Origin of the sequence: Streptomyces sp. CA-106110 (assembly GCF_050936285.1) — a bacterium.
In the GTDB taxonomy this organism is placed as follows: domain Bacteria; phylum Actinomycetota; class Actinomycetes; order Streptomycetales; family Streptomycetaceae; genus Streptomyces.
The window spans coordinates 12,383,674-12,408,889 of the sequence record NZ_JBNJNB010000001.1 but is presented as its reverse complement, the minus strand read 5'-3'; the positions used below and the strand labels follow the sequence as shown (position 1 = coordinate 12,408,889).

Sequence of the window (25,216 nt, the reverse complement as noted above, 5' to 3'; positions counted from 1 at the left end):
GCCGCCACCGACCTGGGTCGCGCCGACGTCGAGCGTCGCCGCTTCCTCGCGGTGGCCGCCTTCACCACCGCCGGCGTCGCCATGCCGCTCGCCTACGAGCACGAGGCCACCGCCCGCATGCTCCGCGCCCGCACCGGCACGTCCATGGTCGGCGCGGAGAACGTAGACGTCATACGGCAGATCACCGCCGCCTTCAGCGCCGCCGATGAACGCCTCGGGGGCGGGCATGGCCTGACCACGGTCACCGCCTACCTGGCCGACACCGCCGCCCCCATGCTCCGGGGCCGCTTCCCGAACGAAGCGTTACGCCGGGCGGCGTTCGGGGCCGTTGCCGAACTCGCCTACCTGGCAGGCTGGAAACACCACGACCTCGGCCAGGAAGGCGCCGCACAGCGCTACTACCAGGTCGGCTACCAACTCGCCTGCGAAGCCGACCCGCACGGCCACGCCGCCTGGATGATGCGCGCCCTCGCCCACCAGGCCCTCATCCTCAAACAAGCCCACCACTGCGTCGACCTCGTCGAAGGAGCCCTCACCCGCGACCTCGGCCACGTCGACGGCCAGACCGAAGCCCTCCTCCACATCACCCACGCCCGCGCCTACGCCGCCGTCGGCGAAAAGGCCTCGGCGGCCCGCGCCCTGCTCGCCGCCGAAGACGCCCTGCTGCGCGACGACGACCCTCAGCCCAGCTACTCCCGCGTCAGCGGCCCCGCCGCCGGCACCGTGGCCAGCCACACCGCCCGCACCCTCACCGACCTCGCCGACCACATCGGCACCGAGCAACAGCACCGCGACGCCCTCATCCGCTGGGACCCGAGAAGTACAAGCGCGTCCACGCCCTCACCTACGCCGACCTCGGCGACAGCCTCGCCGCCCAAGCCCGCGCCGACGAAGCCGTCGCCGCCTGGTCCCAGGCCCTCACCCTCATGGACGGCATGACCTCCGACCGCACCCGCAAGGCCATCACCTCGCTCCGCTCCACCCTCTCCGTCTACCAGCGCCGCAAAGTACCCGGAGCCACCGAACTCGCCCGCCGCGCACGCGAAGCACTGGCCTAAGCTGCCCACCAACCGGCCGACGAAGGGACACCAACCGTGGCTCAGCCGACCACCGACGACCAGGCCACAGGTCGCGTCGTCCTCCTCCAACGCAGCCACAACGCCACATTCGCCCAAGGCATGTGGGACCTGCCCGTCGGCAAGAGCGAACCCGGCGAACCCATCACCGAAACCGCGGTGCGCGAGCTGCATGAGGAGACCGGCCTGACCGTGAAACCGGAATCCCTGAAGGTCGCCCACATCATCCACGGCGCCTGGGGCGTCGAAGCCCCAAACGGCTTCCTCACCGTCGTCTTCACCACCCACGAATGGACCGGCGAACCCGAAAACCGCGAATCACGCAAGCACGCCCAGGTCCACTGGGTCGACATCGACGCCATCCCCGCAAACTTCGTCGACACCACCGCCAGCGCCCTCCACCGCTACCTCACCAACGGACCCCAGGTATCGCTGGACGGCTGGACGTAGACATTGCCACCAGCCCGTCCCTGTGCCTTCTGGCTCGCCCGAACCTGGACGGGCAGCTGGTGCTGATGCTGGAACGGCCCTTGGCCAGAGAGAAATGCACCGCGTGAGGGCAGCTACTCAGTGACCTTCCCTCCTGGTCATCGGGCCCGCGCAGCGCTCGGTGCGGAGGCAAGGCGGCGTGGATGGGCCGATGCAGAGGTCGCTGCAGACTGCCCGGCTATCGCCGAGCAATTTGGGTTGCAGCCGCTGGCCGTCGGTCCTGTCGCGCTGACGCTGCGCAATCAGATCGCTGCATGCACGGACTCCAACGCCGCCGTGAGCTGGAGGAGCCGGTCAGGTCTAGCCCGGCCGCGGGTGCTACACGTGGCGAACGAAGCGGTGGTACTGGTGGACCGAGCGTCGTTGGAAGAGGCGACCGCCGCTGAGCACGCTCGTGGACCCGTACAGATCCTCCCCGCCGCCGGCGGGGGATGTTCGGCATCGCCAGCTACTTACAGGCTGATGTGGGACGCGAAAACGGCAGTTCATCCAGCGGCTGGGAGTCAAGAATCTTATTGAATGACTCCCATGAAAATGTCCGTGGATAGTAGCTGAATTTCTTGAGGTTAAAGTAGTCCCGATCGGACATGTACCGTCTCGATATTCTGCGGGTCAATTCAATAGCCCGTTCATGCGGGATACTCGAATTGAGGTGAACGAAAGAGTATCCATCTCGTTCCAGCCGCTCACTGTCGACCAGAGTAGCGCCCGCCCGCGAGAGTTCAGACACGTAAGAATAGACGTCACCGCTAGATCTATAGACAATCAGAGGGGTCACCGATACACCCTTTATGCAGTCCCGCCGGCCGTCAAGCCATTGAACGGTCTCGGCGATCGTGTCTTCCGTCTCCCCGGCATACAGCAGCACATTCACTTTCGCCCATATTCCGTTATCCCTGCAAGCATGCAGTAGTTCGTTCGCCCTCTCGAGGTATCTCGTAGGGTTTTTTGTTTTCCCCATCGCCACCAACTGCCGGGGGCTGCCGGATTCGAGACCGAGATCGATCACCTTCAGGCCACACGCGGCCAGGTCGGATATATCAGAAACACGCCACGAGTCCACCCTGGTCTCGCAACGCCAGGTCACTTCCAATCCGTTACTTCGATATTCTTCCTCGAACTCTCGCACCCATGCACGTGAAGGGCGAAAATAGGACGCCTCAAAGTACGGGTGAATAAACTCCGACTCATATTGCTGAATATAGCGACAAAGTTCATGCACTGTCGATGCGGGACTTCGTATAGTCTGTAGCTTCACATTCCGCTCTAGGCAAAAGGAACAACTAAATCCACATCCTCGAGACATCTCGAGACTTGGATGATAATCTCGATAATCATCCATCAGGAAGAAATTAAGGTTCGGTGGCTGAACAAGCGCGGCTTCCGGGGAGCGATCTGGAGATGCACTGCACGAACTGATTGCGCTCCAACGCTGAGGGCCACCCAATAGACTGAGTATTCGACGCTCTGCCGTACCATAAACGAATAGGTCCACATCGGGGAGCCGCTTTTTCGCCCATGCCGGATCAGGGTCGATGACCCAGCGCCCTCCGGCGATAATGGATACTTCCGGAAAACGCTCTTTGAGTGTACGCGAAAATACATGCGCCCATTCAAGGCAAAAACTGCTCGGCAAGGAGAGCATCACCGGGTGGCGAGTTGGAATAATCCCCGACTGCTCTAACTCGCATAGGATGTCAGCCGGATCAGAAAAACCGCCGTGTACAAGTTTGACCTTATAGCCGTTGCTCTCCACCAATGTAGCCAGCCCCAGCAGCCCATAATTGAGATAGAGGTTCAGGCGATTTAGAGGGCTATTGCCCTTCTTCGGCTCGGTGATGCCTGCTGAAACGAAAATGACCGAGTCACGTCCGCCCAACGCTACTCAACCCCTCCAGTACGCAGGCCACACGTTCCGACAGATCAGCGCTTGTGATCGCTATGTAGTGCAACCCCCATTCCCCAAGCAGGCTCCGTATGCGTCGATCGATTCTCTCATGGAAGGAGACATCCTCCGACCTCCAACCGTCTGGATAAAAGGGAATGCTGCCGAAAGACAGATAGATGTGGATATCGTACGCTCGCGCATTCTCGGCGCACGGGTCGATCAGCATCATCTTCTCAAAGTGGGAACGATCGTGAGTGTCTCGCTCTATCCAATAAGCGGCAACGTCCACAAAGGACCGTTCGGTTATAAACCCTTCCCGGCATTTCCTTTCGTCACTCTCTTTTTGAATATAATAAGCAAGTTGGAAGTAGCGAGCCTCCTCGCGGCTCATCTTGTCCATCGCCGAGAAGCCAAGCCTCGCCAGAGTGTCACGCGCATTGATCGACCTTATCTCTGTCGCGTACTTCTGAAATCTGGCATCTCGAAGGAGCGCATGTGCAAGTGTTGTCTTTCCCGTACTCGATGATCCTGTGAGGGCGATCCTCATGAAGCATCCTTCTCCCAGAAAATTCGAGTGTGCTCGGGACTCGCCAACAGGTGTTCAACGTGTCGGCAAATTGCCCGCCCAATCTGTCCCTGGGCAGAGCACCGAAGCGTTGGATTGTTAGTACTGTCAGGTCCTGCGAGAAACGGGAAAAAGAAAACCTGATCGTCCACGATCAGGCACGTAAAATTTGCAACATGAGTGATGTCGACGATCCTTACACGCCCCGCGAGTTGAGTACCAATCCGATCGACAGCCTCTTGGACCTGTTCCTGCCGTACCCGAACCGTTTGCTTCAGGTCGTCGGACGATATATGTTTTCCTTCAAGTTGACTCTGGACTGAGAGAAGGTTTACGGATCCACTGGAAGAACCAGGCGCCGTCGGCCTCGAAACGGTGGTGTCCGGATCCCAAAAGGCAATTACCACATCCAATGGCTGTCTGTGTAGCCGCGCACAGATCTCCTGTAGGTGTTGGTGCACGAAATGACCGTTGGTCATACCGATTGCCCAAATTCTACTTTCGGCGCCGGAGATTAGCCGCTCATAGAGCGCCAGAACTCGGTCATCTCCGCGCTGGCTGAATACCTCCAGTATTCCTTGTTCTTCTACGATCTCTCGGTACGCGTTTTTCTCTACGCTTTCCTCTACTCCTTTCACGGCCTGAACAGCAGATTCTATAAATAGAAAGAGGGCCGTCGCGAACACGGATCCTGCCACATTGAGCCAGGTGTCCTTGCTTAGTCCGAGAATCTTTGCGCTGCTGGAAAGTTGTATGACGAGAAGCAAGAGAAACGAAATTAAGCATGTAAGGACAATGGCGGTGGTTCTTGCACGCTTTATCAGGCCGCGCAGCGTGCGCCAATAGGCGCCGAGGAAGAATCTCGCTGCTTCCGTACGTGAAATCGACACGCTGTGCCACTCCTACGTCTCTGAGAAGCCCGCTAATTTTCCGGAGTTATTCCTGTCCCAGCAGTGCCAGGACGCCACGCCTGCCCGTTCCCCTCCCCAAGGTCCGCCTACTCGCAGTGCCGCAGACATACCCGCTTTGTTCAGCGCCTACGCTGGCATACGACGGCTAAAGCTTGTCCCGTTACCTTGTGCGCCGGATCAGGCTCCGTTGCGGTCCGGTGAGGCCATGCACTCCAGCCACTTGTCCACCACTTCGTGGGACTCGTCCAGAGCCGGGTTGCGACTTCCACCAGGTGCGTAGGCCGGAGACCGGTGGGCGCGCAGCGGCAAGTGGGCGCAGTACCAGGCCCGCTTGGCGCCCGCTTGCTCCGCGTCCGTGCCTGTCCGCGCATAGTTGAGCAGTGCCGTCATGACTCGCCGACGCCCGAAGGTGTAGAGGGCGGGCTCGATGAACCAGCGGCAGAAGCTGGGGTCAGGGTCATAGACGGCTGCGGCCATCAATGGTGCGAAGAACTCCTCGGACAGGCTCAGGCCCCTTCACACGAATCAGCGTCTGCTGCCCGTTCGCGACGAGCTTGCGCCGGCGTCATGGACGACGAACACCTCCAGCTGGCACACCGTCAAGGTGCGCCCCGACTTCAGGACCGTCCCCACTGCCTCGATGCAGTCACCGACCGCGGGCGCAAGGAGGTTGATCTTGTACTCGACGGTGAGCACCTCGGTGTTCTCAGGGAACAGCGTGAACGCGGCGTAACCACCGGCACTGTCCGCGACGGCGCTGGTGGCGCCGGCGTGGAAGTAGCCGTGCTGCTGGGTCACTTCGGGCCTGCCCGGGAGTTCGATGTGGACGCGGCCGGGCGCGATGTGCCTGATCCAGGCACCGAGATGGTGAGCTGCACCCCTGGTCACTGTCGCTGATCGCCGCGGCCTTGATGCCGGTGACCGTCACGGGCTTTCGCACGGGGCTGTGGCTGTGCGGACTTTGTCCCGCAGCACCCGCGTCGCTTCCCGGGCTGCAGCGGGTCGCTGGGCGGGTTCGTGGTGCTGCCGATGTTCTCAAGGTTCAAGATCAAGCTCAGTGGGCCAGACCGAGCAGCAGGGTGGCGGCGGCCAGCAGCAGGAACGGGTACTGCAGACCGAGCGAGTAGTCGCGCATCCGGAGGTGGGTGGCGACTGCGGCGAGGAAGAACGCAACCAGACCGGCCGCCGCGGCCGTGCCCAGCGCCGGGATCCAAAACCCGGCGAGCAGTCCGAGTGCGGCGGCGGCCTTGGGAACCCCGAGGGCGGGCATCCAGGAGCGGGGCACACCCGCCTTGTCCATGCCCAGGGCGACCCGCTCGAAGCGGACGAAGTCGCAGCCCGCGGAGAAGGCACTGTAGGCGATGGTCAGAACCGCGAGGACCACGTAGGCGGCGAACATGACAACCCTCCTGGTCAGTTCTGGAACGCGGCGGCGTGGTCGGCGGCCCACTGGGCCACGGTGCGGGCGGGCCGGCCAAGCATGCGCTCCACCTCTCCCCTCACCCAGGCAGGCCGGCCGACCGTCCGCGCGAGATAGCCGGGCAGGGAGTCGATCGCCGCTTCGTGCACCCAGGGGTTGTGGGACAGCATGGCCTGCCCGGCCCTCTCGGAGGTGATGTCCTCGTAGCGCGGCCAACGGCCCGGCACCTGCCCGAGGATCTCCACCCGCTGCGTGGCAGTGAGCCCTTCAGGTCCTGTCAAGGACGGTTTGCGGCCGATCAGTTCATCGTCCACGAGCGCCCGCAGCGCGAGGGCAGCGAGATCCGCGTCGACGATCGGTGCGGTGCTGGATTGCGTGTAGGGGTCGCGCACCACATTTGACGCCTGCAACTGCGGCTTGCACTGCACCGCATGGGAGGCGAAGGCGCCGGGACGCAGATACGCCAACTGCCCGAATGCGGTCTCGACCGCCTCCCCCAGCTCCTGGTGGATCGCAGCGGTGCTGCCCCGTTCTGCGTCCGGGGTGGCCGGCAACGACCAACGAGGAGAGGGTGACGCCCCTTCGGACGCCTGCCGCCTCGCCGCCATCCAGCAGCGTCTGGGGGCGTTGCCGGAGGGCGGCGAGGTTGAGGAGGAGGGGGCGGTGACGCCGTCGACGTCGGGCTGCACGCTGTCGCACACCTCGACGCCGTCAGGGACGCGGGTGGTGGCGGGTGTGCGGGTCAACGCGCCTACCGTCGCGCCCTTGGCGGCCGGCTCCGCGACGAGCGGGCGCCCGAGGTTTCCGGTGGCCCGGGTGTTCAGGATCATGGTCTTCCCTTTGTTGTTCAGGGTGTTTGCCGGTCAGTTGATCTGAGTGAGCTTGTCGGGATTGGTGACGGCATAGATCTGCGAGACCTGCTGCTCGTCCGGGGTGAGTTCGATGACCATGACGGCGAACGCGGAGTCGTCCTTGGCGAGCACGGCGGCGGGGTCACCGTTGACCGTTCGGTAGCGCAGGTCGACGCCGTCCGGGGTACGGCCGGCGACGCCGGCGATCAGACGGGCGACCTTGTCCCGGCCGTGCAGCGGGCGCAGGATCGTCTGCCGTACCTTGCCGCCACCGTCGGTCCACAAGGTCACGTCCGAGGCGAGAACGTCCATGAGCGCGTTCAGGTCGCCGCCGAGCGCGGCGGCCAGGAACCGTTCGGTCACCTGCTGCCGGACCCGCGGCTGCGCCGGATACTTCGGGCGGCGCTCTCGGACGTGCTTGCGGGCGCGCCGGGAGAGTTGGCGAACCGCCGACGGCGCGCGGTCGAGGATCTCGGCGATCTCGGTGTGCCGGTAGCCGAAGACCTCGTGCAGTACGAATACCGCACGCTGCAGCGGAGTCAGTGATTCCAGGACCACCAGCAGCGCCATCGACAGGGCCTCGGCTCGCACCACGGCCTCGGCCGCATCACCGAACTGCGAGGTTTCGGCCGCCACAGCGCCGCCGGCCGGCGTCGTGATCACCGGCTCCGGCAGCCAGGGGCCGACATAGTCCTCCCGGCGGCGGCTGATGCTCGCCCGGCGGGCCAGCGCCTGGTTGACCGCGATCCGCACCAGATAGGCCCGCACCTGCGCGATCGGCTCCCCCGCCCCCTTCCGGCTGCGCGCCGACCAGGCCAGCCAGGCATCCTGCAGCACATCCTCGGTATCCGCGACGCTGCCCAGCAGGTTATAGACGATCGAGAACAGCAGTTCGCGATGGGCGACGAACTCATCCGTCACCCGCTCGATGCCCTCTGCCTCGGACTGGGACATGGCGGCCTCTCTTGTTCGCTGCGCGTGTCGCAAGCTATGAGCGAACCCGCAGCACGGAGTGTGACGCGGATGCCGAGATGTGGCCCACATCACCCGCGCGCCGGACTCAGCGCAGGGCGATGAGCAGCTTCGCAGCGCGGTCTGGATCGTGGCGGCCTTGGCGGTCCGGTTGTACCGGCGGTGCCGGGCCAGGACGGCGGTGATCTGCGTCCGGGTCAGTCACGCCGCCGCGGCGTGTATAGGCGGGCCCACCATCCGCTCGATCCGCGCCCTGGTCGTTCGCCTGGCGCGCGAGAATGCCTGGTGGGGCAACCGGCGGATCCACGGCGCGCTGGCGGCACTCGGCATCAAGCTCGGCGTTGGTCAGTCCGCCACCCTGTGCGTACCTCACATGCAAGGGCTACCGCCACCGAGGCCGCCTTGTCAGGCAACCGATCCCGACGTCCCCCAAGGTGTCAGGGTGTCCCTGATACCTTGGGGGGTCAGGTGACAACTGGTATGTGCGTGGCACCGCTCTCAACACTTCGCTGACAACACCCCAGCAGCTGGGGAGTGTCGTGAATCAGGTGCAGCAGGCCTCCAACGCCCAGAGGCCGGTCGGGGCGGGCGAATCGCGACGCGGGGCGTGAGCGCCACGATTCGTCGCTTCATGGAATGAACTTGACCTCTGGGAAGGCCGCGTTCGGGCCGTCGAGCAGGTGCTCCCGGTGGTGCCGGAGGTGCAGGTCGAAGAACGCGAGCGGGTAGGCCTGCTGGATGTGCACCGCCCGGGCGGGATCGAGTGTGCCGATCCAGCCCTGGAGGTCCGTGTCGCTCATCCCGACGGCTTGTGCCAGTTGCGGGATCAGGAACTGGACGTCGCAGTACGACGAGTGCACCGCGCCCTCTGCCTGGACGTTGAGCCGCCATCCCCGCAGGTGCGACCAGAACTCGGCGACGCTCGGCTGCGTGGCCCGGGGGGACTCGGCGGTCATCAGCATGAACGGCCGGTCCAGGTCGGTGGTGACCATTGGCTGCATCGGCCCGTCGAAGCTCAGACCGGCCCGAACGCGCTGGTCCTCGCTCATCACGAAGGCCGTCGCCGTCGCGCCTTTCGACCAGCCGAACATGCCGATGCGCTGCGGATCGAGGGCGCCGAGCAGGCCGGCCGGCAGCGGCCGGTATTCGGCGTCGGGGTTGCGGCCGGCCGCGAGGTCCTCGACGCGGTCGAGCACGAATCGGATGTCAGTGGCGAAGTCCCGTGGTGTCAGGGCGGGTACGTCGAGCGGGACCGTGAGCCTGCCGTCGGGGAACTCGCTGAAGGCGTCGTATGTGTGATCCACCGTGACCACCACATAGCCGTGGCTGGCGAGCTCCTGCACCACGATGGTGGTGTCCGCGCGTTGATCGTGCGCGCCGTGCGAGAAAACGACGACGGGCAGTCGTCCGCGGGTTCGCCGAACCGGCGCGCCCTCGTGGCCGGCCGTGAGTGGCGCCACCGCGACGTCGGCGGGAAATCCCGCCGACATAAGGAGCGCTCGTGTCACGGCCGGAGACGTCCAGCGGGCCAGTGGATACCGTTCGACGCCCCGGGCGGGGTACCAGAGGGCGGCCATCAACTCGCGGTGATGCCCGGGGCCGGCCACTGGATCCGGACGGGAAGCGTCGACCAGGTGCAGAGGCACCGTGCCCACCGGGTACGGTCCGGTGGGCACCGGCACAGTGAGCTGCACCGGGCCCGGGGCGGTCGAAACCCCCCACGCCTGGTGTGCGGCGCCCATCGGCACGGCGACCCCAACTGCCAGCGCGGCTTTGAGCATGCGACGGCGCGTCATTCCTTCTCGGTTCATGAACGGTGTGGTTGTCACGGACCCTCCCTGGGTTTCTGGACAGCACTGGGCTACGCCCGGCACTTGGGCCGCCGGGCGCAGCCCGGCCATGGTTTGGTCTTGATCAGCTCAGTGGCGTGACCAAGTGCAGCCTTCACGCGGCACGGACATGAGGTAGGCGAGCACGGCCAGCACCCGGCGGTTGTCGTCGTCGGAGGGGGCGAGCTCCAGCTTGGTGAAGATGCTGGTGCTGTGCTTGGACACGGCCTTCTCGCTGATGAACAGCCGGCCGGCGATGGCGCTGTTGGAGCGTCCCTCGGCCATGAGCTCAAGCACCTGGCGTTCCCGCTCGGTGAGTTGGGAGAGGGGTTCGCGTTCGCCGCGGCGGCGGCCGAGCAGCTTGGTGACCACCTCGGGGTCCATGACCGTGCCGCCCGCGGCGACCGTACGGATCACGTCGACGAACTGGTCGTCGCTGAACACCCGGTCTTTGAGCAGGTAGCCGACCCCTCCGCGCTGGTCGGCGAGCAGTTCGCGGGCGTAGATCTGCTCGACGTACTGCGACAGGAGCAGGATCGGCAGTGCGGACATCCGTTCCCGGGCGGCAAGCGCCGCCCGGAGCCCGTCGTCGGTGTGGGTGGGCGGCAGCCTGATGTCCACGATCGCCAGGTCCGGCCGGTGCTCCAGCAGCGCCTGAAGCAGGCCCGGCGCGCTGTCGGTGGCAGCCACGATCTCGAACCCACGCGCTTTGAGAAGCCTGACCAGCCCCTCCCTGAGCAGAAAGAGATCTTCCGCGACCACTACGCGCACGGCACCTCCATGACCACGATCGTCGGCCCCCCGGGCGGGCTGCTGACCGCCAGGATGCCGTCGAAGGCCGCCAGCCGTCGCTCCACCCCGGCCAGCCCGGTGCCCTGGGCCAGATCCGCGCCGCCCACCCCGTCGTCGACCACCTCGATGCGCAGCATCCCGTCCGCGCGGGCCATGCGAATCTGCAGACCGTGCGCCGAGGCGTGCCGGACGGCGTTGGTGACCACCTCGGCGACGGCGAAGTAGCAGGCCGACTCCAGCGGGGCGGCCAGCCGCTCGGGCAGATCGATGTCGGTCTCACACGGCAGGGGCAGGTCCAGTGCGAGCGCCCGGACCGCCTGCCCCAGGCCCCGGTCGGCCAGCATCGGCGGGTGCATCCCTTTGATCAGGCCGCGCAGTTCCTTAAGTGCCGCCGCCGAGGCGACGCGGGCCTCCACAACCAGTGCGGCGGCCTCGTGCGGATCGCTGTGGATCATCTCCTCGGCGACCCTGAGGTTCATCCCGATGGTGACCAGCCGTCCCTGTGCGCCGTCGTGCAGGTCCCGCTCGATCCTGCGCAGCTCCGCGGCCGCGGAGCTGACCGCATCGGCCCGCGTCTCGGCCAGCTTTTGTATCCGCCGGGCCAGCGCCGCATCCGGCCCCCGACCGAGCAGCCGACCAGCATCCGCCAGCACGGTCCTCGGCAGCAGCCACAGCCCAAGGGCCAGCAGCACCGCCCCCTGGATGCCGCCGAGGACCGACGCATGGTGAGCAACCATCTCCAAGGGGAGGGACGGCGCCGGCATGCGTGGGGAGCCGAACTTCCGTACCTCCACCAGGTGTTGCCCGAACCCGCTCTGGGCGACGTCGTATGCCCCGATCCCCACCAGTGCCAGGACAGCCAGGTTCGCCGCCGCCCCGGGCCAGCGCACCAGCCCGGCCACGACGGCCGCCAGCAGCGCCAGCCCCACCAGGTAAGCCATCACCGCCGGCCCGATCCCGGTGCCCGGCGGCGCCGACTGCCACAGTTCGAGGCCGAGCAGGTCGCCGGTCATCACCACGACGGCGGGCAGCAGCAGGGCCCAGCGCGCGGACCTCGACGCGTCGGCTCCGGCCAGACGCGCGGGGCCGCCGCTTACCGGCCGGAGCACAGCCGCACCGGCAAAGGCGGCGAGCGCCGGGACGCTCACGCAGCCCACCAGGACATTCAGGGGCGTCAGGGCATAGAAAGCAGGGGAATGCGTGAGCGCATGCGTGAGCCAATACGTCCATTCCAGCAGTTCGCCGGTCACCGCTGCGACCACCGGCAATACCCACCGCCTTATCACGCGCGCCGAGAAGGGCAGCGTGGTGGCCAGCAGGCCGGCCATCAGCAGCGCCGACGCGAGCAGCCCGTCGGGTTGCAGATCCGGCGCGGTGACGATGTAGCCGCCCGTTCCGGCGGTGTTGTGCAGGGCGAACAGCAGAGCCGGCACACTGCCGTACGCGGCCACACCCACCAGTCCCGCCACGAGGGGCCAGCCGATCCGCCCAGCCGCTCGCGCGGTACGCCCCGGCCGCTCTCGCGCCTGCTCCGCCCTGAAAGCCAGCACCGCGCAGACCGCGGTCAACGCCACGAGCACGCCCCCCGGCCAGGGCGCCCCGTCCACCGGAAACGGCCACATATCCGCCCCCCGTCTCGTCTTCCGGGCCACGCGCTGTGGCCTGGAGATCATGCTGCTTCCAGCGGGCCGGCAGGCGCCATGGGCCGAAACCTACTTTCGAGGTAGGCAAACACCTACCCCGACCGGGCAGCCTCTGCCGGACGTTTCGACCGGAAAGCGACAGGCGCAACGTGCGGGAGCCAACGACCGAGGTGGCGCCTCCAACCGATACTCACCATGATCGGTACGACAACGGCTTCTTCCTGAGACACGCCCTGGCGGCGGCCAAAGGGAGGCGGTGTCGACGCTGCGGCCGCGCTCGCTGCGCAGGGCGGCAGGGTGGCAGGGTCACCGTCGGGGTTTTCACACGCAGGCGCGAGGGTCCTGACAGAGGCCGGTGCGACTGTCACAGCCGATACCCGGTGCGGATGCGCCCGCTCACGTGCGATCAGCCGGGCAGACTCCACTGCCCGCCCCGCAGGCAAGGAGCGTGGCGGGGCGGGCACAACGCACTCGATGCGTGGTACCCGGGGCATCCAGCCCGTGTGGCCTGGATGCCCCGGCGGCAGGCCAGGTCAGCCGATGCCGGTGACCTGCAGGGCCGTGGTCCAGTTGTTCTTGATCGCGCTGCGGGCGGAGGACAGGGTGATGGTGCCCGCGCACACCGCGTTCTTCAGCTTCGTCTCCACCCCGTCCTTGGAGTGCGCGGTCTGCGAGCCGGAGTAGGGCTCGGGCCACAGGTTCCCCGTCGCCCGGGGCGCGCCGCCCAGTTCGAGGGGGACGAGGTGGTCTTCCTCGTAGTCGGCCATGTTGGTGTCGGAGTAGCCGTAGTCGATGATGCCCTGGGCCTTCAGCGGGTTGGTGTAGGACGTCGGGGGGCGCACGGTGGCGGTCCAGCCGGACACGCAGATGGTGCTGTGGATGTTCGACTGGGTGACGTCCGGGTTGTAGGCGCCGGGCGTGCACGAGGAGTCGGGCAGCGGCAGGTAGGCATGCGAGCAGGTCGACGCCTGGGCGGTGCCCGTGGAGGCGGCGATCAGACCGGCGGCCGCCAGGGCCAGGGCGCAGGTGGTGGCGGTGAAACGACGCATAAGGAGGTACTCCCGCAGGGTCGGCCCGGACAGTGGGGTACCGGGCGGCTGACGGCATGACACCACCACCCAGGTCTATGCGAGTAGACCCCTCGGGTGAACAAGAAGCGACCTGCGCAATCCTTACCTCGCCCTGACCAACCCTTTCCGAAGTTCCCTGTCCCGTCGTAGAGTTGGGCGCCGTTCAGTCGAACCTCGACACAGGCCACGTGGCACAGGGGTGGTGGCCTCTGCGCCCCGCCTGAGGGGCCATCTCACGGGAAGCACGCCAACTCTCCTGGCACGGAGATCAGTAGTGCTTGACCGCACCGCATAGGTTCGCCGAGTTGGTGCTCGCGGCTGTCGTGCCGGTTGGATGTGATGACACGTCCGATCAGTATGGGGAGGCGGGATGGCACAGCCGGTCCGAGTGCGTAGATTGACCGAGCAGGAGGGGCAGAAGCTGCAGCGGATCGTGCGCCGGGGCAGCACCAGCACGGTGCGCTTTCGTCGCGCGATGATGCTGCTCGCGTCGGCGGGCGGCAACAGCGTCCCGGTGATCGCGAAGCTCGTGCAGGCAGACGAGGACACCGTCCGCGATGTGATCCACAGGTTCAACGAGATCGGCCTGGCCTGCCTGGACCCTCAGTGGGCGGGAGGCCGTCCCCGCCTGCTCAACAATGATGACGAGGATTTCGTCGTCCAGACGGCCACTACACGCCCGACTACGCTCGGCAAGCCCTTTACCCGCTGGTCGATCCGGAAACTCGCCGATCACCTGCGTCGCAACGTCTCCCGTCCGGTGCGGATCGGCCGTGAGGCCCTGCGCTGTCTTCTCGCCCGCCGCGGGGAAGAAGTCCACCGACCCGAACTTCGACGCGAAGCTCGACCGGATCGAGTACGCCCTGAACGAGCGACCCGACCGCACCTTCGCATTCGACGTAGTTCGGGCCGCTCGGCATCCGACCGACCGTCGGGACCTGCTGGGCCGGGCAGGGTAGGCCCGACCGGTTGCCGGCCACCTACCACCGCACCCACGGAGTGCGCTACTTCCACGGTTGCTACTCGGTCGGCGACGACGCTCTCTGGGGTGTCAACCGGCGCCGCAAGGGTGCCGACCACAGTCTCGCCGCGCTCAAGACCATTCGGGCGGCCCGTTCGGACGGCGCCCCGATCTACGTCATCCTCGACAACCTCTCCGCCCACAAAGGCAGCAAGATCCGCCGGTGGGCGGCCAGGAACAAGGTCGAGCTGTGCTTCACGCCGACCAACGCCTCCTGGGCCAACCCGATCGAGGCGCACTTCGGGCCGCTGCGGCAGTTCACCCTCGCCAACTCGAACCACCCCAACCACACGGTCCAGACCCGCGCGTTGCACCGCTATCTGTACTGGCGCAACCAGAACGCCCGCCATCCTGACGTCCTGGCCGCCCAGCGCCGGGAACGCGCCCGTATCCGCAGCGAGAAAGGCATCCGCTGACGCGGCCGCCCTCTCAACCCCGCGGCCTGACCGCCCGCCTCCCGTGATCGTCAGTGACCCAGCTCGGGCGGCCTCGCCGCAGGAACCTGCCCTGTCAGGGCCTTTCGGGCTTGCGGGCCAGGAGGCAGGCGTGCGGTCTGTTCACCCGTCCGCCGGGCTCCTGCTCCAATCGCGCGGTGACGACGAGCCCGGCCTGGCCCAGCAAGCCGACCATGCGGTCCAGTGGCAGGAGGTGTGACTCGTAGGACACCACACGGCCATAGCCGCGGGTCGGCTGCAGCCGTTCATCGCCGACGTAGTCTCCCCAGAGCAGGAAGCCGCCGGGCGCGAGCGTGCGGTGGAATTCAGCGAACACCGCCGGCAGCCACTGCGGGGGCGTGTGGTGGGTGGAATACCAGGCCAGGATGCCGCCGAGTTCGTCGTCCCCCGTCTCCAGGGCGGTCATCGAGCCCTCGGTGAACCGCAGGTCCGGATAGGCGTTGCGGGCCAGCTCGATCATCTTCGGTGACAGATCGACGCCGAAGGCGGACACCCCCAGCCCGGCGAGGTGCGCCGTGATGCGGCCGGGGCCGCACCCCAGGTCCGCGACCGGCCCCAGACCGGCCATCCGCACGAGTTCAGCAAACCCCGCCAGCATCGCGCGGGACATCGGGTCCATCTCAGCTGGAGGCGGGACGCGTTCGACGTAGTCGGCGGCGACCGTGTCGTACGACTCCCGAACAGCGGTCAGAAACGAGGGCTCGGCCATGCGGGCGACCCTAGACCAGACAACTGACAGGCCGTGGCGCGGCCTTGCTGGCCTGCCTGACATCCACCACTGCAGACACCCGGCCCTCACACTGACCCGACGAACCTATGCGGTCACAGCGTTAGCGAAGCCCAGCCGCTCCACCGACGCGCCGAACATCGTCACCCCTCGCGCACTGAACGACGTCAGGCCCGTCACCTCGAGGGTGTGACGGGCCCGGCCCACGTCCACGCTGCCACACCCCCAAAATCCCCGCCCACGCTTGGGAAGGACCGCTGCCCCCCAGGCGGGCGGTGCCTTTCCCCGTTGGGTCCGGGGACGGTCTCAGCCGATGCCGAGGCTGCTCAGGGCCGTGGTCCAGTCGGTGACGATGACGCGCTGGGCGGCGGCAAGGGTGACCTGGCCGGCGCAGACCGCGGTGTGCAGCTTCGTCTCCACCGGATCCTTCTTGTTGTTGACCCCACCGCCCGCCTTGTGGCCGGGGTCCGGGGGTTCGACCCACAGGTTGCGGGGGTCGTTGGGGTCACCGCCCAGCTGCAAGCTGATCAGGTGGTCGTATTCTGCGTCACCCATGCGGCCGGTGTAGCCGTAGGAGGCCGCATTCCCTTCCTTCTCCTTGCCGGTGATGGAGACGGGCGGGCGGATCCCGGCGGTGTAGCCGCCCTTGCGGCAGATCGTGGACTTCAGGTTCGCCTGCGTGACAGCCGGGGAGATCGCGCCTGGGGTGCACGCCGGATCCTCCAGGGGCTCGCCCTTCTGGATGCGGTAGTGGCAGCTGCCCGCCGCGGGCTGCTGTTGCACGGTGTACGTCTTCTGCGGACCAGCCCCCACAGCGATCGCCCGCTCAGGCGACCCGCCCAGCGCGCCGGTCCCCGCCGCCGACGCGCTCGTGGACGGCGCCGGGGAGCCGAGCGACGTGGACGAGCATCCCGTCAGGAACACAACAGCGAACAGCACCGACGACACGGTGTGCACAGCAGAGCGCATGACGACCCCTCACCGACAGGCAATAGCTGGGCAGATCTTGCCCGACCACGTCGTCACCATGCCGAGCAGGGGCCCGCGCGAGGAAGCACGGTCGGCGGCAGAAAGGCGCTCTTCGGCATCAGACGGCCCGAACCTGCCGCCGCAGGATCCGAGCGTCCGAACGGCTTGGCTCGCGCCGACCGGACACCCCAACCTGCCTACAAACGACGATAGTTGGGGACATTCGATGAGAAAACAAGCAACAGTTGGCAGCCCCAACGCACAGCGTGTGACCGACTGGTTGAAGTCTGCAGAACACACAGCAGCCCCACGGGCAGACCACGGCGCGGACTGCCACAAATTTCCGACACGGAACACAAGCATGAAAATGAGCGACCACACAAAAATCATCGTTCTGGGAGCAGTCGCCCTCTTTCTCGCCGGCGGCCTCATCGTGATGCTTCAACACGCCTACAAGGCCTGAGAAGCCATCCGCTCACCGATCAACGGGCTTGTCTGGTCGAACGGGGCAGTCGAAGCCGTCCTGAACCGAGCCCGCTCGATCACCGAGCAGCGGGAGCCAGGCCGACCCTCCCTGGTCCAGCACGAACCGAGCGGTGCGCTCAGCAGGATGCGCCCGGACCCAACCGGACACCTGCACGTCATGGCGCGGGACATCAGACTCATCCTGCGCGAACACGACCAGGAACGGCTGGACCGGCTCGCCGAAGTACGCAAGGACAAGGCGGTCTCAAAACACCAGCGCAAGTACGAGCAGAGAAAAGCATCAATACCTGAGCGACGACGCGCTGAAGAACACCGGCAGTGCGGTCGTCCGACGGCTCGCCAAGAACGACGACCTGTGGAGAAGACCATGGCGGACCTCGGTCTGCTCGCCCGTCTGAGCTCATGTGGTTCCACGCGCGGTGTTCGGCGCGGGCCACCAGGCTGCGTCTGAGATCGGGGTCGCCGGTGAGCCGGTGAGCCGGGGGACGACGTCGGTGACCACGGAAACCTCGCCCCTCTCGATCGCCTGGTACCACGAGATCCAGGTCTCGATCTGTTCCCCGCTCATGCCCAGCCGCCACCGCCGCGCGAAGGCTTCCTCAAGGGTTTCGGGTTCGTAGCGGTAGGGCCGGCCGGTGGCCACGGCGATCCGGGTGACCGCTTCGTCGAGGGTCAGGGCCTGGGGCCCGGTGATCTCGAGGATCGCGCCGTCGTACTCGGAGTGGGGACCCTCGTCGAGGGCAACAGCCGTGATCACGTCGGCGATGTCCTCGTGGGTGACGAAGGCGGCCCGGCCGGTGCTCGCGGGGCCGCTCACGACGAACTCCTCGTCGGCGAGGGCGGCCGGCGTCGACGTGTAGAAGCCCGCCCGGAGCACCGTGTGGCGGATCCCGGCCCCCGCCAGGAACTGTTCGGTCAGCCACTGGTCGCGGGCGTTGAGGTAGGTGGCGACCGGCGCCGCGCCCACGAGGGACACATACAGGACCCGGTCCACGCCGACCGCGATCGCGGCCTCGACCGCGGTGGCGTGCTCCTCCAACCGGCGCCCCGTGCGGTGTGCGGAGACCAGGACGAGGGTCGAGGCGCCCTCGAGCGCCTGGCGCATGTCCGAGGCGTCGGCGTAGGCGGCCGGCCCGCGCCGCTGCGCGCCCGGCAGTTCAGGCATGCGGCCAAGGCTGCGTCCGACGAGGAGTTGGGGGACGCCATGGTCGGCGAGTCGGGCCGCGATCCGGCTGCCCAGCGCCCCGGTCACCCCGGTGACCGCCACCGTGGCGTGGTTCTTCTCAGACATGGGTCTCCCTCCATCCGGGGCCGCTGTCGATCGCGGAACCCCTGTTTCCGATGACGTCCGGCGAAGAAAGCGATACCTCGGCTGCGTCCTCCCGCTGTGCGAGGGCGCGATAGTTCACCGCCACACGCATGCCCCGGCCCGCCGGGAGCCGCAAGTCGGCCGCCCCCATGCCGCCGCCTTCCACCAGCGACCAGCGGCAGAGACGTCGTGCCATCCACCGACCCGCAGACATACAAGGAACCGATAACCCCCAGCGCCGCCCCTGCCCGTGATCGGGCCGCGTGACAGGTCGGTGAGCGGTTCAATAACGCATCAGCTCGTGCTGCCATTCGGCCTCGGGCTGGTTGTGCAGTTCGAGGTATGCCTGGGCGAGCACTGCCGGGTCGAAGCGCGCTTCGCCGCCGCCGATGTCCCTCGTGATCGTGACGCTGGTCGCGTGCACGCCCGTTCCCGCCAGTTGGTCGTGAAGCACGTGCACATACGCGCGCAGCGCGGCCTTACCGACGGACAGGGATGCGTGTTCCTTGGAGGGCGACAGCGCATAGCCGCCGCCTGTGTCAGGTGCCCCATGCTCCGGCTCGACCTGGCCCAGGAGCCCCGGCTGCTGGAGATCGAGACCAACACCCGCCAGCGCCTCGGAGAGGCCCAGCGGATGCAGTGGCTCGGTGAGGTCGCCGGCCTGCAGGAGAGCCTGCGGCACATCGCCGACAAGAAACAGCAGGCCGAACGTCTACGAGCCCAAGCCGGCCGAGGTGAGGACGGCGTCGCTGCCCTGGGATAGCCATCACGCCTCCGCGATCCGGAATACTCCCTGGGGCGTCAGGCCACCGCCTCCTACGATCATCAAATGATTAATCCCCTCTATCCCCCCAAGCCCCGCCCCGGAGACCGGGTCGCGGTGCTGTCCCCCTCCTCCGGTCTGCCTGGTCTCTTCCCTATGCCCTACGAATTGGGCCTGCGCAGGCTCCTGGAAGACTTCGGTTTGAAGGCAGTCGAATATCCGACGACCCGGAAGATGGGTGCCACGCCTGAAGAACGGGCCGCCGACATCCACGCGGCCTTCGCGGACCCCGACATCAAGGCGGTGATCGCCAGCATCGGCGGGGACGACCAGATCACCGTTCTCCCGCACCTCGACCACAGTCTCCTCCGCGCCAACCCCAAGCCGTTCTTCGGCTACAGCGACAACACCAACCTGCTGCTGTTCCTGCGGAACCTGGGCATCGTCGGCTACCACGGCGGCTCAGTAATGGTCGAGCTCGGCCGGCCCGGCGCGATGCACCCGATGACCGAGGACTCCCTTCGGTCGGCGTTGTTCACCTCTGGCGAGTACGAACTCACCTCTTCAAGCACCTATGGGGACGTCAGCCGCCCGTGGGAGGACCCGCACACCTTCGAGTCCGAACCGGAGATGGAACCCGCCGACGGCTGGTCCTGGCACAATGGCGACCGGGTGGTCGAAGGCATCAGTTGGGGCGGCAACCTGGAGATCATCTCGTGGCTGCTGATGGCCGACCGCGCAGTGCAACCGGTTGACGCCTACGCAGGCAACGTGCTTTTCCTGGAGACTTCCGAGGAAATGCCACGCGCCGAAGAGGTCTACCGGATCCTTCGCAACATGGGCGAACGCGGGCTCCTGCAACAGTTCCCCGCGCTGCTGATGGGCAGGGCTAGGAGCTGGTCGTTCGAGAACCCGCTCAGCACCCAGGAGAAGGCGCACTTCCGCCAGCAACAGCGAGAGGCCGTCATACGGGCTCTCCAGCAGTACGCCCCCGACACCATGGCAGTGTTCGACGTCGACCTTGGCCACACCGACCCGCAACTCGTGGTCCCCGTCGGAGGACGAATCCGGGTGGACGGCCCGGCACGCCGGATCATTGTTACCTACTGAGCCTGAGCCGTTCGGATCACCGTCACAGTGACGGCGATCCGAACGGGCTCTCACAGATTCGCGACAAACGGACCCCGTCGAAACTCCTGACGATCACACTCCACCAAAGGTTCAGAAGCACATCGCGACTACTGAAGTGCAGAGAAGGATCACCGCGTCCTGCGGGCAGGAGGCCTTCCTCGACGGCCACGTCCACGCTTTTCGCACGCTGGGAGGTATCCCGGCTGGCCAGATCCGCTACGACAACCTGTCTCCGGCGGTCTCGCGGGTGATCCGCAAGAGCCGCTCGCGCGAAGAGCATCCTCGCTGGGCCGACTTCCGCAAGCACTTCTCGATCACCCCTTTCTACTGCGAGCCGGGCCTTCGCGGGGCGCACGAGAAGGGCGGAGTGGAGGGTCAGGTCGGCTACTGGCGCCGCAACTACCTCACCCCCGTGCCCCGCGTCGACAGCCTCGACGAGCTCAACGAGGCCTTCGCCCGTTTCGAGCAGGCCGAGGAGAGCCGCCGGATCGGGTTGCGGATCCGCACTATCGGCCAGGACTTCGCCCACGAGGCCCCCCTGCTGCTGCCGCTGCCCGGGGAAGGGTTCGAGACCGGCCTCGCCTTCAGTCCGCGCGTCGACCGCTACGGCATGGTCGCGGCCGGGTCTGCCGTTACTCGGTCCCGGCCCGGTTCATCGGCCGCACCGTCCACGCGCTGCTGCGGTCCGACGAGGTCGTGGTCTTCCACGGCCGCACGGAGATCGCCCGCCACCCGCGGCTGACCGCCAAAGGCGCCGAACGGATCGTGCTGGACCACTTCCTGGAGGTCCTGCTAGCCAAGCCCGGTGCCCTGGCCGGCTCCGAGGCCCTGGACCAGGCCCGCCGCGAGGGCACCTTCACCCCCGCCCACGAGGCGTTCTGGGCCGCCGCCAAGCACACTCTCGGCGAGACGGACGGCACGAAAGCCCTGGTCCACGTCTTGTTGCTGCACCGGCACCTGCAGCACCGCGACGTCGTCGCCGGGATCCGTGCCGCCCTGGCTGTCGGAGCCTGCACTGCGGACGTGGTCGCGCTGGAGGCCCGCAAGGCCGCCGAGACCGAAGGCCGGTCCCCGACGGTGACCGCGAGCGCCATGCCGGCGGAGCTGGTCACACCGCCCGAGCTGCCGCTGCCCAGTTTGACCGAGCGCCGGGCCAGCCGGCTGCCCGCCGACCAGCGACCCCTGCCCGCCCTCGAACGCTGGGACCAGCTGCTGCACCGTCCAGGAAAGGAACAGCCATGACCGGCCCGCACCACACCCTGACCGAGCCCGCCTCCGATGCCGCGATCGATACCGCCTGCCGGGTCCTGCGGCTGCCGACCATGCGGGCCCAGTTCGCCGACACCGTCAACCGAGCCGAACGCGAGCACCTGTCCTACCGCGGCTTCCTTGCCGAACTGCTGATGGCCGAGTGCGAGGACCGCGACCGACGCCGGTCCGAACGCCGCATCCGCGCGGCCGGCTTCCCACGTTCGAAGTGGCTGTCCGACTTCGACTACACCGCGAACCCCAACGTCACCCCAGCCCTGGTCAACAACCTCGCCACCTGCGAATGGGTCAAGAAGGGCGAGCCGCTCTGCCTCATCGGCGACTCCGGCACCGGCAAGACCCACCTGCTGATCGGGCTCGGCTCCGCCGCCGCGATGGCCGGATTCCGGGTCCGCTACGCGCTCGCCGCCCGCCTGGTCAACGAGCTCGTCGAAGCAGCCGACGACAAGCAGCTGACCAAGACCATCGCCCGATACGGCCGCGTCGATCTCCTTTGCATCGACGAGCTTGGCTACCTCGAACTGGACCGCCGCGGCGCCGAGATGCTATTCCAGGTTCTGACCGAGCGCGAGGAAAAGAACAGTGTTGCGATCGCCTCGAACGAATCGTTCGGAGGCTGGACCAAGACCTTCACCGACCCCCGCCTCTGCGCGGCCATCGTCGACCGCCTCACCTTCAACGGCACCATCATCGAGACAGGCACCGAGTCCTACCGACTTGCCCAGACCAGAGCCAAACAGCAGGCCAAGCGATAGAAGCAGCCCATCGCACCCGACCGCCAGCCGTGTGGTTGGATCACGCGGAACGAATCTTCGCGGCGGTGGGAGGACACGATGGCGGCTCGCGCGGTGCTCTTCGCTCTGGAGGCCCAGGACGCCGAACGCTTCCTGGCCTGCCAGGACGACGACGAGGTCATCGAACTCGTCGCAGAGGTCGAGGACCAGTGGGACATGGACCACCTGTTCGAACTCGACAAGTCCTGGGACGCCCTGCACCGGTGCTTCACTGACGGCGACCTCGCCTTCGACAACGGCGACTACCCGTTGTCGCACGTCATCCTCGGCGGAGTGCCGTTGCACGAAGGTGACAACTACATCGTCTGCTACGTCACTGCGGATCAGGTCCGCGAGGTCGCGAAGGCCCTGGAGCCACTGGACGGGCAGTGGCTGAGCGATCGCTTCGTCACGCTCACGTTCGACGCCTACCAGGGCACCGGCGACGCCGACGACATCGCCTACACTCAGGCGTTCCTGCCCGGACTGAGGAGCTTCTACCTCACTGCGGCGCAGAACGGCCGAGCGGTCATCTTCACCGTCAGTCAGTAGACCGGGGCCAACTCAAGCCGGAACCCGGGGCCAACTCAGACCGGAAGCAGCTCTCGCTCGATCTTCTGGTGGGGCCAACTCGGGCCGGAAAAGTGGGGCCAGTTCAAACCGTTAACGCCACTCACGTGCGATCAGCCGGGCAGACTCCACTGCCCGCCCCGCAGGCAAGGAGCGTGGCGGGGCGGGCACAACGCACTCGATGCGTGGTACCCGGGGCATCCGGCGCGTGTGGCCTGGATGCCCCGGCGGCCGGCCAGGTCAGCCGATGCCGGTGACCTGCAGGGCCGTGGTCCAGTTGTTCTTGATCGCGCTGCGGGCGGAGGACAGGGTGATGGTGCCCGCGCACACCGCGTTCTTCAGCTTGGTCTCCACCCCGTCCTTGGAGTGTGCGGTCTGGGAGCCGGAGTAGGGCTCGGGCCACAGGTTCCCCGTGGCCCGGGGCGCGCCGCCCAGTTCGAGGGGGACGAGGTGGTCTTCCTCGTAGTCGGCCATGTTGGTGTCGGAGTAGCCGTAGTCGATGATGCCCTGGGCCTTCAGCGGGTTGGTGTAGGACGTCGGGGGGCGCACGGTGGCGGTCCAGCCGGACACGCAGATGGTGCTGTGGATGTTCGACTGGGTGACGTCCGGGTTGTAGGCGCCGGGCGTGCACGAGGAATCGGGCAGCGGCAGGTAGGCATGCGAGCAGGTCGACGCCTGGGCGGTACCGGCCGAAGCGGCGATCAGACCGGCGGCCGCCAGGGCCAGGGCGCAGGTGGTGGCGGTGAAGCGACGCATAAGGGGGTTCTCCCGCAGGGTCGGCCCGGACAGTGGGGTACCGGGCGGCTGACGGCATGACACCACCACCCAGGTCTATGCGAGTAGACCCGTTGGGTGAACAAGAAGCGACCTGCGCAATCCTTACCTCGCCCTGACCAACCCTTTTCCAAGTCCCCTGTTTCGTCGCAGAGTTGGGTGCCATTGAGACACACGACAACACAGGCCACGCGGCAGAGGGGTGGTGACCTCTGCCCCCGCCCGAGGGGTCATCTCACGAAAGGCACGACAACTTTGCGGGCGCCGATTATTCATCCATCCTGGTCACGCAGTATGTTGGCCGCAGCCGCCGATGGTGATCATCCACAGCGGTGCTGGATGCGGGTGCGGCCGATCGCCCACCGCCGAGCGGCGGAAGATGTCGTCGTGCTCGGTGCGCACTGTGTCTTCCGTGGTCTAGGGACGGTGGCCGCTCGGGCGGAATCTCTACATCCGTGAGGCGGCGGCTCCGGCGGGCAGACCGCAAGCGGCGTCGTCCGCCGCACCACACACAGTGTTCAGGAACAGTTGCCGGTAGCGTTCGCGGTCGACGCCCATCGCCACTTTGGCGTGCGGGCCGCCGTCGCGACCGGACAGATCGATGTCGCCGTTGCTCGTGCGGTGGTCGACGATGGTCTGCCCGCGGGCGGGCCCGTCGGCCAGGCAGACCTCCACTGGCAACGTTCGCGTGCTGAGTCCGGCGGGGTCAGCGACCGCGCACACCGCTCCGGCGTCGCCGATCGACGCTCCCCCCGCCACCGGGATACGGGCCTCACCGGCGCCCGATACCGTCAGGTGGCGCAGAAGCCTTCCTGCCAGCCTCGGCACGTGGTTCTCGCGGAGGATGAGCTTCTCGATGTCCTCGCCGCTCACAGCGACCTCGTAGGAGACGTCGAGCCCGTACATCGTCGTCGGCACACCGGATCCGAGCACGATCGCGGCGGCCTCTGGGTCATGCCATACGTTGAACTCCGCGACGGGTGTGGCGTTGCCGAAGCCGGCCGAGCCGCCCATGAAGACGATGTGTTCGAGGTTCTCGGTCACTTCGGGGTAGGTACGCAGGAGCAATGCGATGTTCGTCATCGGCGCCAACGGCACCAGCGTCACCGGATCGGGGCTGGTGAGTATCTCACGACGCATCAGCTCCACCGCGTGGACGCCGACCGGCTGCCCGCTCGGCGCGGGCAGGCCGAGATCGGCAAGCCCGTCCTGACCGTGGAAGTGAGTCGCGTCGTGCGGCGCGGAAAGCAGGGGGCGTTCCGCGCCGCGTGCGACCGGCACATCGACTCCGGCCGCGTCCAACACGGTGAGGGTGTTGCGGACGACGGCGTCCACGTGCGTGTTGCCGGCGACACAGGTGACGGCCCGGAGCCGCAGGCCGGGATGGCGCACGGCGAACAAGAGGGCAAGCGCGTCGTCGACACCCGTGTCCACATCGAGGATGAGGTTTTTCATGGCTGGGG

The 25,216-nt window shown here is 66.9% G+C and carries 24 protein-coding genes and 3 pseudogenes; 9 read left to right on the top strand and 18 right to left on the bottom strand.

Features of this window, described 5'->3' with window-relative positions; all coding sequences use genetic code 11:
* Together ACQEXA_RS57610 and ACQEXA_RS57605 are read left to right on the top strand one after the other, a co-directional pair.
* Window positions 1-1,058: pseudogene (locus tag ACQEXA_RS57610) on the top strand (tetratricopeptide repeat protein); the annotation flags it as partial.
* 36 nt (window positions 1,059-1,094) lie between these two features.
* On the top strand, window positions 1,095-1,526 hold the full coding sequence (locus tag ACQEXA_RS57605; protein ID WP_433134386.1) for an NUDIX domain-containing protein: 432 nt from the start codon (window positions 1,095-1,097) through the stop codon (window positions 1,524-1,526).
* Between the two features lie 487 nt (window positions 1,527-2,013).
* Here ACQEXA_RS57605 and ACQEXA_RS57600 read toward each other — a convergent pair whose 3' ends face one another.
* From ACQEXA_RS57600 to ACQEXA_RS57545, 12 genes and pseudogenes are all read right to left on the bottom strand, one after another.
* Window positions 2,014-3,444, bottom strand: coding sequence for a B12-binding domain-containing radical SAM protein (locus ACQEXA_RS57600; protein ID WP_433134384.1), 1,431 nt, complete (start codon window positions 3,442-3,444; stop codon window positions 2,014-2,016).
* Complete coding sequence (locus tag ACQEXA_RS57595) at window positions 3,431-4,000, bottom strand: AAA family ATPase (protein WP_433134382.1); 570 nt, start codon at window positions 3,998-4,000, stop codon at window positions 3,431-3,433. The genes ACQEXA_RS57600 and ACQEXA_RS57595 overlap by 14 nt, the downstream gene beginning before the upstream one ends.
* Entirely contained in the window at window positions 3,997-4,908 is a 912-nt protein-coding gene (locus tag ACQEXA_RS57590; RefSeq protein ID WP_433134380.1) for a hypothetical protein, read from the bottom strand. The genes ACQEXA_RS57595 and ACQEXA_RS57590 overlap by 4 nt, the downstream gene beginning before the upstream one ends.
* Window positions 4,909-5,106: 198 nt before the next feature.
* The gene (locus tag ACQEXA_RS57585; protein ID WP_433134378.1) at window positions 5,107-5,406 is read right to left on the bottom strand and encodes a hypothetical protein; all 300 of its coding nucleotides are present in this window, start codon (window positions 5,404-5,406) and stop codon (window positions 5,107-5,109) included.
* Window positions 5,387-5,817: pseudogene (locus ACQEXA_RS57580) on the bottom strand (PaaI family thioesterase). Before ACQEXA_RS57580 ends, ACQEXA_RS57585 begins: the two are co-directional and overlap by 20 nt.
* A 166-nt stretch (window positions 5,818-5,983) precedes the next feature.
* Complete coding sequence (locus ACQEXA_RS57575; RefSeq protein WP_433134376.1) at window positions 5,984-6,328, bottom strand: DoxX family protein; 345 nt, start codon at window positions 6,326-6,328, stop codon at window positions 5,984-5,986.
* Window positions 6,329-6,342: 14 nt separating this feature from the next.
* Window positions 6,343-7,179 (bottom strand): NAD(P)H-binding protein, encoded by an 837-nt coding sequence (locus tag ACQEXA_RS57570; RefSeq protein WP_433134374.1) that lies wholly within the window; start codon window positions 7,177-7,179, stop codon window positions 6,343-6,345.
* Between the two features lie 33 nt (window positions 7,180-7,212).
* Window positions 7,213-8,154, bottom strand: a complete 942-nt coding sequence (gene sigJ / locus ACQEXA_RS57565) for an RNA polymerase sigma factor SigJ (protein WP_433134372.1) — start codon at window positions 8,152-8,154, stop codon at window positions 7,213-7,215.
* A 647-nt stretch (window positions 8,155-8,801) separates the two neighbouring features.
* Window positions 8,802-10,001 (bottom strand): alpha/beta hydrolase family protein, encoded by a 1,200-nt coding sequence (locus ACQEXA_RS57560; RefSeq protein WP_433134370.1) that lies wholly within the window; start codon window positions 9,999-10,001, stop codon window positions 8,802-8,804.
* Window positions 10,002-10,091: 90 nt separating this feature from the next.
* Window positions 10,092-10,772 carry a LuxR C-terminal-related transcriptional regulator gene (locus ACQEXA_RS57555; RefSeq protein ID WP_433134368.1) on the bottom strand — a complete coding sequence of 227 codons (681 nt, stop codon included), beginning with the start codon at window positions 10,770-10,772 and terminating at the stop codon, window positions 10,092-10,094.
* Complete coding sequence (locus ACQEXA_RS57550) at window positions 10,763-12,367, bottom strand: sensor histidine kinase (RefSeq protein WP_433134366.1); 1,605 nt, start codon at window positions 12,365-12,367, stop codon at window positions 10,763-10,765. Before ACQEXA_RS57550 ends, ACQEXA_RS57555 begins: the two co-directional genes overlap by 10 nt.
* A gap of 602 nt (window positions 12,368-12,969) precedes the next feature.
* A complete protein-coding gene (locus tag ACQEXA_RS57545) occupies window positions 12,970-13,485 on the bottom strand; it encodes a hypothetical protein (RefSeq protein WP_433134364.1) in 516 nt (171 codons plus the stop codon).
* Window positions 13,486-13,876: 391 nt separating this feature from the next.
* On the opposite strand from ACQEXA_RS57545, the pseudogene ACQEXA_RS57540 reads away from it, so the two are divergent.
* Window positions 13,877-14,943 (top strand): annotated as a pseudogene (locus ACQEXA_RS57540) (IS630 family transposase).
* A 94-nt stretch (window positions 14,944-15,037) separates the two neighbouring features.
* On the opposite strand, the gene ACQEXA_RS57535 reads toward ACQEXA_RS57540, so the two are convergent.
* The 4 genes from ACQEXA_RS57535 to ACQEXA_RS57520 all read right to left on the bottom strand — a co-directional run bounded on the left by ACQEXA_RS57535 (window position 15,038) and on the right by ACQEXA_RS57520 (window position 18,897).
* Window positions 15,038-15,691 (bottom strand): class I SAM-dependent methyltransferase, encoded by a 654-nt coding sequence (locus ACQEXA_RS57535; protein WP_433134362.1) that lies wholly within the window; start codon window positions 15,689-15,691, stop codon window positions 15,038-15,040.
* Window positions 15,692-16,015: 324 nt separating this feature from the next.
* Window positions 16,016-16,678 carry a hypothetical protein gene (locus ACQEXA_RS57530; RefSeq protein WP_433134360.1) on the bottom strand — a complete coding sequence of 221 codons (663 nt, stop codon included), beginning with the start codon at window positions 16,676-16,678 and terminating at the stop codon, window positions 16,016-16,018.
* Between the two features lie 886 nt (window positions 16,679-17,564).
* Window positions 17,565-18,455, bottom strand: coding sequence for an NAD(P)H-binding protein (locus ACQEXA_RS57525; protein ID WP_433134358.1), 891 nt, complete (start codon window positions 18,453-18,455; stop codon window positions 17,565-17,567).
* A 301-nt stretch (window positions 18,456-18,756) separates the two neighbouring features.
* Complete coding sequence (locus ACQEXA_RS57520) at window positions 18,757-18,897, bottom strand: hypothetical protein (protein WP_433134357.1); 141 nt, start codon at window positions 18,895-18,897, stop codon at window positions 18,757-18,759.
* Window positions 18,898-19,023: 126 nt separating this feature from the next.
* Here ACQEXA_RS57520 and ACQEXA_RS57515 point away from each other — a divergent pair, with 126 nt between their 5' ends.
* The 6 genes from ACQEXA_RS57515 to ACQEXA_RS57490 all read left to right on the top strand — a co-directional run bounded on the left by ACQEXA_RS57515 (window position 19,024) and on the right by ACQEXA_RS57490 (window position 22,961).
* Window positions 19,024-19,236 (top strand): hypothetical protein, encoded by a 213-nt coding sequence (locus ACQEXA_RS57515; RefSeq protein ID WP_433134356.1) that lies wholly within the window; start codon window positions 19,024-19,026, stop codon window positions 19,234-19,236.
* 66 nt (window positions 19,237-19,302) lie between these two features.
* A complete protein-coding gene (locus tag ACQEXA_RS57510) occupies window positions 19,303-20,346 on the top strand; it encodes a S66 family peptidase (RefSeq protein ID WP_433134354.1) in 1,044 nt (347 codons plus the stop codon).
* Window positions 20,347-20,482: 136 nt separating this feature from the next.
* Complete coding sequence (locus ACQEXA_RS57505) at window positions 20,483-21,109, top strand: hypothetical protein (protein ID WP_433134352.1); 627 nt, start codon at window positions 20,483-20,485, stop codon at window positions 21,107-21,109.
* Window positions 21,022-21,609, top strand: coding sequence for a hypothetical protein (locus ACQEXA_RS57500; RefSeq protein WP_433134823.1), 588 nt, complete (start codon window positions 21,022-21,024; stop codon window positions 21,607-21,609). Before ACQEXA_RS57505 ends, ACQEXA_RS57500 begins: the two co-directional genes overlap by 88 nt.
* Window positions 21,606-22,391, top strand: a complete 786-nt coding sequence (gene istB, locus ACQEXA_RS57495; protein ID WP_433134350.1) for an IS21-like element helper ATPase IstB — start codon at window positions 21,606-21,608, stop codon at window positions 22,389-22,391. The genes ACQEXA_RS57500 and istB overlap by 4 nt, the downstream gene beginning before the upstream one ends.
* 78 nt (window positions 22,392-22,469) lie before the next feature.
* Window positions 22,470-22,961, top strand: a complete 492-nt coding sequence (locus ACQEXA_RS57490; RefSeq protein ID WP_433134348.1) for a DUF1877 family protein — start codon at window positions 22,470-22,472, stop codon at window positions 22,959-22,961.
* Between the two features lie 258 nt (window positions 22,962-23,219).
* Here the strand turns inward: ACQEXA_RS57490 and ACQEXA_RS57485 are convergent, their stop codons facing one another.
* Window positions 23,220-23,735, bottom strand: coding sequence for a hypothetical protein (locus tag ACQEXA_RS57485; RefSeq protein WP_433134346.1), 516 nt, complete (start codon window positions 23,733-23,735; stop codon window positions 23,220-23,222).
* 465 nt (window positions 23,736-24,200) lie between these two features.
* Window positions 24,201-25,208, bottom strand: coding sequence for a nucleoside hydrolase (locus tag ACQEXA_RS57480; RefSeq protein WP_433134344.1), 1,008 nt, complete (start codon window positions 25,206-25,208; stop codon window positions 24,201-24,203).
* Window positions 25,209-25,216: the final 8 nt, after the last annotated feature.

Excerpts from the sequence above, each read along its gene's own strand:
- ACQEXA_RS57595 (WP_433134382.1), bottom strand. The coding sequence starts at position 4,000 with ATGAGGATCGCCCTCACAGGATCATCGAGTACGGGAAAGACAACACTT.
- ACQEXA_RS57585 (WP_433134378.1), bottom strand. The coding sequence starts at position 5,406 with ATGGCCGCAGCCGTCTATGACCCTGACCCCAGCTTCTGCCGCTGGTTC.
- ACQEXA_RS57575 (WP_433134376.1), bottom strand. The coding sequence starts at position 6,328 with ATGTTCGCCGCCTACGTGGTCCTCGCGGTTCTGACCATCGCCTACAGT.
- ACQEXA_RS57570 (WP_433134374.1), bottom strand. The coding sequence starts at position 7,179 with ATGATCCTGAACACCCGGGCCACCGGAAACCTCGGGCGCCCGCTCGTC.
- sigJ (WP_433134372.1), bottom strand. The coding sequence starts at position 8,154 with ATGTCCCAGTCCGAGGCAGAGGGCATCGAGCGGGTGACGGATGAGTTC.
- ACQEXA_RS57545 (WP_433134364.1), bottom strand. The coding sequence starts at position 13,485 with ATGCGTCGTTTCACCGCCACCACCTGCGCCCTGGCCCTGGCGGCCGCC.
- ACQEXA_RS57535 (WP_433134362.1), bottom strand. The coding sequence starts at position 15,691 with ATGGCCGAGCCCTCGTTTCTGACCGCTGTTCGGGAGTCGTACGACACG.
- ACQEXA_RS57530 (WP_433134360.1), bottom strand. The coding sequence starts at position 16,678 with ATGCGCTCTGCTGTGCACACCGTGTCGTCGGTGCTGTTCGCTGTTGTG.
- ACQEXA_RS57525 (WP_433134358.1), bottom strand. The coding sequence starts at position 18,455 with ATGTCTGAGAAGAACCACGCCACGGTGGCGGTCACCGGGGTGACCGGG.
- ACQEXA_RS57515 (WP_433134356.1), top strand. The coding sequence starts at position 19,024 with ATGCTCCGGCTCGACCTGGCCCAGGAGCCCCGGCTGCTGGAGATCGAG.
- ACQEXA_RS57510 (WP_433134354.1), top strand. The coding sequence starts at position 19,303 with ATGATTAATCCCCTCTATCCCCCCAAGCCCCGCCCCGGAGACCGGGTC.
- istB (WP_433134350.1), top strand. The coding sequence starts at position 21,606 with ATGACCGGCCCGCACCACACCCTGACCGAGCCCGCCTCCGATGCCGCG.
- ACQEXA_RS57490 (WP_433134348.1), top strand. The coding sequence starts at position 22,470 with ATGGCGGCTCGCGCGGTGCTCTTCGCTCTGGAGGCCCAGGACGCCGAA.
- ACQEXA_RS57485 (WP_433134346.1), bottom strand. The coding sequence starts at position 23,735 with ATGCGTCGCTTCACCGCCACCACCTGCGCCCTGGCCCTGGCGGCCGCC.
- ACQEXA_RS57480 (WP_433134344.1), bottom strand. The coding sequence starts at position 25,208 with ATGAAAAACCTCATCCTCGATGTGGACACGGGTGTCGACGACGCGCTT.